This window comes from Brevundimonas diminuta ATCC 11568 (assembly GCF_000204035.1).
Classification (GTDB): Bacteria; Pseudomonadota; Alphaproteobacteria; order Caulobacterales; family Caulobacteraceae; genus Brevundimonas; species Brevundimonas diminuta.
In genome coordinates this window covers 481,002-488,486 of record NZ_GL883086.1, presented here as the reverse complement: position 1 = coordinate 488,486, position 7,485 = coordinate 481,002, and the positions used below count along the sequence as shown (strand labels likewise).

Sequence of the window (7,485 nt, the reverse complement as noted above, 5' to 3'; positions counted from 1 at the left end):
AGAGACAGCATGACCCAGATCATCATCGGCCAATCCCCCCTCACCCTCGCCCAGCTACGCGCCGCCCTGAACGGCCCGGTCACGGTCAGCCTGACCGACGCCGCCTGGGCCAATGTAGAAAAGGGCGCGGCGACCGTCGCCGCCATCCTGGACGAAGGCCGCACGGTCTATGGCATCAACACCGGCTTCGGCCTGCTGGCCAACACCAGCATTGCGGCGGAAGATCTTGAAACCCTTCAGAAGAACCTGGTGCTCAGCCATGCCTGCGGCGTCGGCGAGCCGCTGAGCGCGGACACCACACGCCTGCTGATGGTGCTGAAGATCGCCAGCCTGTCGAAGGGCGCTTCGGGCGTGCGTCGTCACACGCTGGAGACGCTGATCGGCATGGTCAACGCCGAGATTCTGCCGCTGATCCCGTCCAAGGGGTCGGTCGGCGCCTCGGGCGACCTGGCGCCGCTGGCCCATATGTCGTGCGTTCTGATCGGCGTCAGCGAAGCCCGCTATCAGGGTCAGACGCTGGACGCCGTGTCGGCCCTGGCCAAGGCCGGGCTGAAGCCGGTCGTCCTGGGCCCCAAGGAAGGCCTGGCCCTGCTGAACGGCACCCAGTGTTCGACGGCCCTGGCCCTGACCGGCCTGTTCGCGGCCGAGGATGTCTTCGCCGCCGCCATCGCCGCGGGCGGCCTTTCGGTCGACGCCCTGCTGGGCTCGGACGCGCCGTTCGACCCGCGCATCCACGCCCTGCGCGGCCAACCGGGTCAAATCGACGTGGCCCGCCGCCTACGCGAACTGCTGAGCGGCAGCGCCATCCGCGAGAGCCATCGTCACGACTGCGCCAAGGTGCAGGATCCCTACTCCCTGCGCTGCCAGCCGCAGGTCATGGGCACGACGCTGGACGTTCTGCGCAACGCCGCCGCCATGCTGGAGCGTGAAGCCAACGCCGTGACCGACAATCCGCTGGTCTTCATCGAAGACGGCGACGTCATCTCGGGCGGCAACTTCCACGCAGAACCCGTTGCTTATGCAGCCGATCAGATCGCCATGGTCCTGTGCGAGATCGGCAATATCAGCGAACGCCGCACCTCTATCCTGGTCGACCCCAAGATGACCGACCTGCCCGCCTTCTTGGTCAAGGACAGCGGCGTGAATTCGGGCTTCATGATCGCCCAGGTGACGGCGGCGGCTCTGGTGGCCGAGAACCGCATGGTCGCCCATCCCTGCGTCATCGACACCGTGCCGACCAGCGCCAACCAGGAAGACCACGTCTCCATGGCCACCCACGGCGCGCGCCGCCTGCTGGACATGGCCGCCAATACGGCGACCGTGGTCGGCATCGAACTGCTGGCCGCCGCCCAGGGCATCGAGTTCCGCCGTCCGTTGACCTCGTCGCCGGAACTGGAGCAGACCTACGCCATCGTGCGTGAGGCCTGCGGCGCCTATACGGAAGACCGCTATTTCGCGCCGGACATCGCCCGTGCGACGGAAGGCGTGCGCGCGGGTCGTTACCGCGCCTTCGCCGGCGATCTTCTGCCTTCGGCTTGAACCGAACGGCGGTTGAGCGCTTTCGTATCCAGAGCGAACGCAGGACGCCGCCGACCATGAACAAAAGCGCCGTCATTCTGGCCTCCGCCGCCCTGGTCCTGACCGGACTGGGCGCGGCGGGCTGGACCGCCTGGAACTCGACTTCGGCGGCGCATGGCGGGCGAGCGTCCGGCCCGGCCGTCTCCATCGACGTCGTGCCGCCCGTCGAACCCGATCTGCCGGTCGGCTCCATCATGGCTGTTGGGGAGTTGCGGGACGGATACGAGCACGATCCCGAACGGCTCGCCGCCCTGCCCAGCGAGGACGAACCCTATGTCGAAAGCGCCTGGCTGGAACTGACGCCCGACCTGCCGCCGCTGCCCGAACAGGAAGCGCCGCCGACCATCGTCCGCCCCTCGCAGCCTCAGCCCGCGCCACAACTGGAACGAGACGATTACGGCTTCGGCTTCGATGCGCCTCAGCCCGACTACGCCGCCGAACGCGAGGCGCGTCAGTCGGCGCTCAATGACCCGCCATCGGAAACGCGCGCTACATCGGACAACGTCTTCTATTGAAAAAGGCCCCGGCGAAACCGGGACCTTTTCCTTGTCAGCGCATCGTCGTGACAGAGACGGTGTAGTCGCCTTCCTGCGCCGAGCTGAGGCTGTTGGCGCGGAAGGAATAGGAGCCGGGACGCAGATCCTGAGTGACCAGGGCGCTGGTGCCGCCGCCGCTGTCATCGTCAGAGGCCAGGCTGTCGCCGTCGCACTGCGGACCTTCATGGAGCGAGAGATAGGCGTCGAACTGCGCCGAATCCATGCGCACCGACACATTGCCACCACGGCTGACGTTCAGCGCGTAGCAGTCGTAGAAGGAGCCGTCGTCGGCCTGACGATCGCTGAACTCCAGACGGCCCTGACGGCTTTCACCGACAGAAATCGGCACGATCTGAGTGGTCGGGCGCAGGCGCTCCCCCTCAGAGACGCTGAGACGGAAAGCGCCGGTCTGACCCTCGCTCAGGGTGTTTGCGCGAATGATCCAATTGCCGCCGTTGGAGATGAAGCGCAGCTGCGAATCCGTGCCCATGTCCGGGCCGTCGTCGTTCGTCACCGAGGTCTCGTCGCAATCCGTGCCGGCGCCCGCCATCAGGAAGGTGTCGAAGTCCGACGACTGCATCGTCACCGTATAGGCCTGACCCGCCTGGGTCTGCACCACATAGCAGCGGTAGTGCGACCCGTCGTCCATGCGGGCGTCCTTGCTGCTGAAGTTGCCGGTCACGGTCTGCCCAGGCCGGATGGAGCTCTGAGCCGCGGCGGCGCCGGCCAAGATCAGGGAAGACGCGAGGACCGACGTCATCAACAGGGCGCGCATGGGAATCTCCTTGGGTGCGACGCAAAAACGCAGGGGCGAAATGCCCAGCTTATTTGACAGGAAGCAACGGCACTCGTTTCAACGCTGCTAAATTTGAAGCGTTTACGCAAAAACACACGGTTCTCAGCTGCCTAACGGCGAGCTGAAACTGTTCGATGACCGCCTCGGTCGAAACGGTCGCCGCCTGGATCACGCCCGAAGCCATGCCGACGATGTCGGCGCCCAGGCGAATCGCCTTGGCCGCATCCACCCCGTCGCGCACGCCGCCCGATCCGATCAGCAGGGCGTCCGGCACGGCGTTGCGCGTTTCGGCCAGGGCGCGCGCAGTCGGCACGCCCCAGTCGGCGAAGGCCAGGGCGTGCGCCTTGTCCGCCGGATCGGTCGCCCGCTCGCCTTCGATCAGGCCCCAGTTGGCGCCGCCGGCTCCGGCCACATCGACGCCCGCGGCGCCCATGGCAATCAGACGCTGAGCAGTGACAGCGGAGATGCCCGCGCCCGTCTCCTTGACGATGACCGGCGCGTCCAGATCGCGGATCAGGGCCTGAAGCGCCGCGCCTACGCCCCACCAGTCGCGGTCGCCTTCCGGCTGGCAGGCCTCCTGAAGCGGATTCAGGTGAACAACCAGGGCGTCGGCTCCGATCATGTCCAGCGCCCGGCGCGCCTCGTCCCGGCCGAAACCGCGCGTGAGCTGGGCCGCGCCGATATTGGCCAGGATCGGCGTGTCCGGCGCCTTGAGGCGCATCGAGAAGTCCAGACCGCCCGCCGCACCGCCTTCCAACGCCGCCCGCTGCGAGCCGACGGCCAGGGCGATGCCCAGATGCTGGGCCGCCTCGGCCAGGCGGGCGTTGATCGCCTCGGCGCGCGCGGGGCCGCCGGTCATGGCGCTGATCAGAAACGGCGCCTTCAGCCGTCGCCCCAGAAAGTCGACGCCCAGATCGATGCGCGCATGATCCAGGTCCGGCAGAGCCTCGTGCACGAACCGCCAGTCGTCGAACCCCGCCGACAGGGCGTGACGCCCGCCGCCGGCCAGCACCACGTCAAGGTGCTGGTCTTTGCGACCCAGGATCAGGGCCGAGGCGGCGGCGTCGTCAGGTTCGCTCAGGGCTGCCGCTCCGTGATCAGGACATAGTCGCCTGTCGAGTTGGAGCCGAAGCTGCGGGCGCGCAGCACATAGGAACCGTCGCGCGGAGCCGTCCAGTTCAGGCGGGCGTGGGTGTCGGACAGGCTGTCGTCGTCCTCTTCCAGCTTGAAGTAGTCGCCGTCCTTCTCCTCGCCGATCTCGACCACAGCGTCGAAGCTGCTGGCGATCAGGGTGAAGCGCAGCTTCTCGTCCGCCTTGGCCTTGAAGCGGTAGGCGTCGTAATAGATTCCTTCGTCGGTGATGCTGGCGCGCTCGGTCAGACGCGCGCGCACGGTCGAGCCAATCAGCAGGCTGCCCGGCGAAGGTTCGCCTCCCAGATCCTGCAGCTCCAGCGCATAAAGGCCCTTGGCGTCGCGCGACCATGAGCGTGCGCGCAGCACATACTCGCCCGTTTCCGGCAGGGTGAAGATCAGACGCGCGTCAGTGCCCTGGCCCAGACCGTCGTCGTCGCTGGCGATCTCGCTGAACTCCTCGCCGTTTTCGCCCAGCTGCAGATAGGCGTCGAAGTCGCCGGACCGCATCACGGCCTGAATGCGCTGCCCCTCGGTTCCGCTGAAGACGAAGGCGTCGTACCGGCGTCCGTCATCGTCGGTGGCGTCGCTGTCAGTCAGTTCGCCCTCGACCGTCTGGCCGAATGCGATGGCCGAGGGCGGCGGCGGCGGCGCGATTTCCTCGATGTTCAGCGTATAGGGGCCCTCGCCGCTGGAGAAGGCGCGCGCCTCGATCAGGTAATCGCCGTCCTCGGCCAGGGTGTGGGTCAGCCGGGCGTTCAGGTCGCCGGCGCTGTCGTCGTCAGTCGCCAGGCTGTTGTGGTTGGCGTCGAACAGTTCGAGGTAGGTGTCGAATCCGTCGGCCTTCATGGTGATGGCCACGCGCTGACCGGCGCGACCGCTGAAGCGGTACAGGTCGGCCGGAGCGCCGGAATCGCTGGTCGCGCTGTCTGAATTCAAGCGGCCCCACGTCTCTTCGCCGATCGTCACCGGCGCGGCGGTGGGCGCGGGCGGCCCCTGCTCCATCGACAGGCGGTAATCGCCCTCGGCCGAGCCGTTATAGGAGGTGACGCGGATCAGATACTCGCCCGCCTGCGGCGCCGTGAACACCAGGCGCGCATTGAGGCTGGAGCCGCCGTCGTCGTTCTCGGCCATCTGGACGAAGGCGCCGTTCACGATGCGGCCGACGCGCAGGAAGCTGTCGAAGTCGTCGGACTCCAGGTCGATCTTCACCCGTTCGCCCGCCGAGGTGCGGAAGGCGTAGGCGTCGTAACGCTTGCCGTCGTCATCCTCGGCGCTGTTGGCCCCCAGGCTGCCCGTCTCGTCGCGACCGACGGCGATGCGGCCCGGCCGCGGCATCCGCGGCGCGGCGCGCTCCTTCAGCGACAGCTGATAATCGCCGGTCTCGATGCCGGAGAAGGTGCGGGCCCGCACGATATAGACCCCGGCCTCGGGCGCGGTGAACCGAAGGCGCGCGTTCAGGTCGCCCGCGCTGTCGTCGTCGCTGGCCAGCGACTGCCGCAGGGAACCTTCAGCATAGACTTCCAGATAGGCGTCGAAATCATCCGACGTCATCTGGGCCTCCAGCCGCTGACCGGCGCGCAGGTTCACGCGGTAGTCGTCATAGCGATAGCCGTCGCTTCCGCGCGTGCGGGCGTCACCGTCTTCCAGCCGACCGCGGATGTCATCCCCCAGCCGGGCGTCAGCCGCCGATTGGGCCCAGGCGGCGCCGGTGGACAGAAGAGCGACAGCACTGACCGCCGCGAGCAGGGAATAACGCATAAAAACCTCTTTGCTGGCGTCATCATAGACGCCGAACCGCAGCGCCTGTAAATCGCGGCAACGCTTTCCAGTTCCCGGCAGATGGAGCCAATTATGGCTGTCGAACCCGCCCGCGCCTCGCTGATCGACGGCAAGGCCTTCTCGCAGACCCTGGTGGAGCGCGTCGCAGCGGCAGCCGCACGGCTGGAATCCGCCCACGGCGTCAAGCCCGGCCTGGCCGTCGTCATCGTCGGCGAAGACCCCGCCAGCCAGCTCTATGTCCGCAACAAGGGCGAGACGACGCTGAAGGCCGGGATGCGGTCCGACACCCACCGCCTGCCCGCCGAGACGACTCAACACGAACTGCTGGCCCTAATCGCATCGCTGAACGCCGATGCGGGCATCCACGGCATTCTGGTGCAGCTGCCCCTGCCCAAGCACATCGATTCGGCCGCCGTGCTGGACGCCATCTCGCCGGACAAGGACGTTGACGGCTTCCACGTCGTCAACGCCGGACGCCTGGCGGTCGGCCTGCCGGGCATGATCCCCTGCACGCCGTTGGGCAGCCTGATGCTGCTGAAGGATCAACTCGGCGATCTGTCCGGCCTGAACGCCGTGATCGTGGGCCGCTCCAACATCGTCGGCAAGCCGATGGCGCAGCTGCTGTTGGGCGAAAGCTGCACCGTCACCGTGGCTCACTCGCGCACCCGCGACCTGCCCGCCCTGTGCCGCACCGCCGACATCCTGGTCGCCGCCGTCGGCCGCCCGGAAATGATCAAGAGCGACTGGATCAAGCCCGGCGCGACCGTCATCGACGTGGGCATCAACCGCGTCCCCTCGCGCGATCCGGTCAAGGCGGCCGATGGCAAGACCCGTGTGGTCGGCGACGTGGACTTCAGCGAGGCGGTCGAGGTCGCCGGCCGCATCACCCCCGTTCCCGGCGGCGTCGGCCCCATGACCATCGCCTGTCTGCTGGCCAACACCTACACCGCCGCCTGCCGCGCGGCGGGCGTGGAGCCGGAAGACCTGAACGGCTGAGAACTGCGTCAAAAATCCAGCCTTGAAGCGGAGCCTTTCGGGCCCGATAGTCTTTAGCGATCAGCGGTCATGAGGACCGCCCGCAGGAGCTTCTTCATGGCTGGATTTTCGCCTCGCATCGCGGCCGTCGCCGCTGTCGTCGTCCTGGCCCCCGCCGTGGGCGCCTGCGGCTACAACACCATTCCGACCAAACAGGAACGCGCCGAGGCCGCCTGGGCCGACGTTCAGAGCCAATATCAGCGCCGCGCCGACCTGGTGCCGAACCTGGTCGCCACCGTCCAAGGCGCGGCCATTCAGGAACGCACCACCCTGACCCAGGTGATCGAGGCCCGCGCCAAGGCCACCAGCGTCAACATCGACGCCTCCAACCTCGATGACGCCGCCGCCTTCCAGCAGTATCAGCAGGCGCAGGGCGAGCTTTCCAGCGCCCTGTCGCGGCTGCTGGTGACGGTCGAGGCCTATCCCCAGCTTCAGGCCAACCAGAACTTCCTGACCCTGCAGTCGCAGCTGGAAGGCACCGAAAACCGCATCGCCGTGGCGCGCCGCGACTACAATGAGGCCGTGCGCGACTACAACACCACCCTGCGCACCTTCCCGAACGTGATCTGGGCCAAGACCCTGCACGGCGGCTCCAAACCCATGCAGTTGTTCACCGCCACGGCCGAG

General features: G+C 67.4%; 7 protein-coding genes. 4 read left to right on the top strand and 3 right to left on the bottom strand.

Features of this window, described 5'->3' with window-relative positions:
- The first annotated feature begins 9 nt into the window (after positions 1-9).
- Complete coding sequence (hutH, locus tag BDIM_RS06155; protein ID WP_003164707.1) at positions 10-1,539, top strand: histidine ammonia-lyase; 1,530 nt, start codon at positions 10-12, stop codon at positions 1,537-1,539.
- A 56-nt stretch (positions 1,540-1,595) separates the two neighbouring features.
- On the top strand, positions 1,596-2,093 hold the full coding sequence (locus BDIM_RS06150) for a hypothetical protein (RefSeq protein ID WP_112999787.1): 498 nt from the start codon (positions 1,596-1,598) through the stop codon (positions 2,091-2,093).
- A 34-nt stretch (positions 2,094-2,127) separates the two neighbouring features.
- Here the strand turns inward: BDIM_RS06150 and BDIM_RS06145 are convergent, their stop codons facing one another.
- The 3 genes from BDIM_RS06145 to BDIM_RS06135 are packed head-to-tail and all read right to left on the bottom strand — an operon-like array spanning position 2,128 to position 5,802.
- The gene (locus tag BDIM_RS06145; protein ID WP_003164705.1) at positions 2,128-2,889 is read right to left on the bottom strand and encodes a hypothetical protein; all 762 of its coding nucleotides are present in this window, start codon (positions 2,887-2,889) and stop codon (positions 2,128-2,130) included.
- Positions 2,890-2,938: 49 nt separating this feature from the next.
- The gene (fni, locus tag BDIM_RS06140) at positions 2,939-3,952 is read right to left on the bottom strand and encodes a type 2 isopentenyl-diphosphate Delta-isomerase (protein ID WP_256974107.1); all 1,014 of its coding nucleotides are present in this window, start codon (positions 3,950-3,952) and stop codon (positions 2,939-2,941) included.
- A 35-nt stretch (positions 3,953-3,987) separates the two neighbouring features.
- Positions 3,988-5,802 carry a PPC domain-containing protein gene (locus tag BDIM_RS06135; protein ID WP_003164703.1) on the bottom strand — a complete coding sequence of 605 codons (1,815 nt, stop codon included), beginning with the start codon at positions 5,800-5,802 and terminating at the stop codon, positions 3,988-3,990.
- Positions 5,803-5,895: 93 nt separating this feature from the next.
- Between BDIM_RS06135 and folD the strand changes: the two genes are divergently transcribed.
- Together folD and BDIM_RS06125 are read left to right on the top strand one after the other, a co-directional pair.
- On the top strand, positions 5,896-6,819 hold the full coding sequence (gene folD / locus BDIM_RS06130) for a bifunctional methylenetetrahydrofolate dehydrogenase/methenyltetrahydrofolate cyclohydrolase FolD (RefSeq protein ID WP_040345229.1): 924 nt from the start codon (positions 5,896-5,898) through the stop codon (positions 6,817-6,819).
- A 96-nt stretch (positions 6,820-6,915) separates the two neighbouring features.
- Positions 6,916-7,485 (top strand): LemA family protein (locus BDIM_RS06125; protein ID WP_040346624.1); only part of this gene is annotated, 570 nt, incomplete at its 3' end.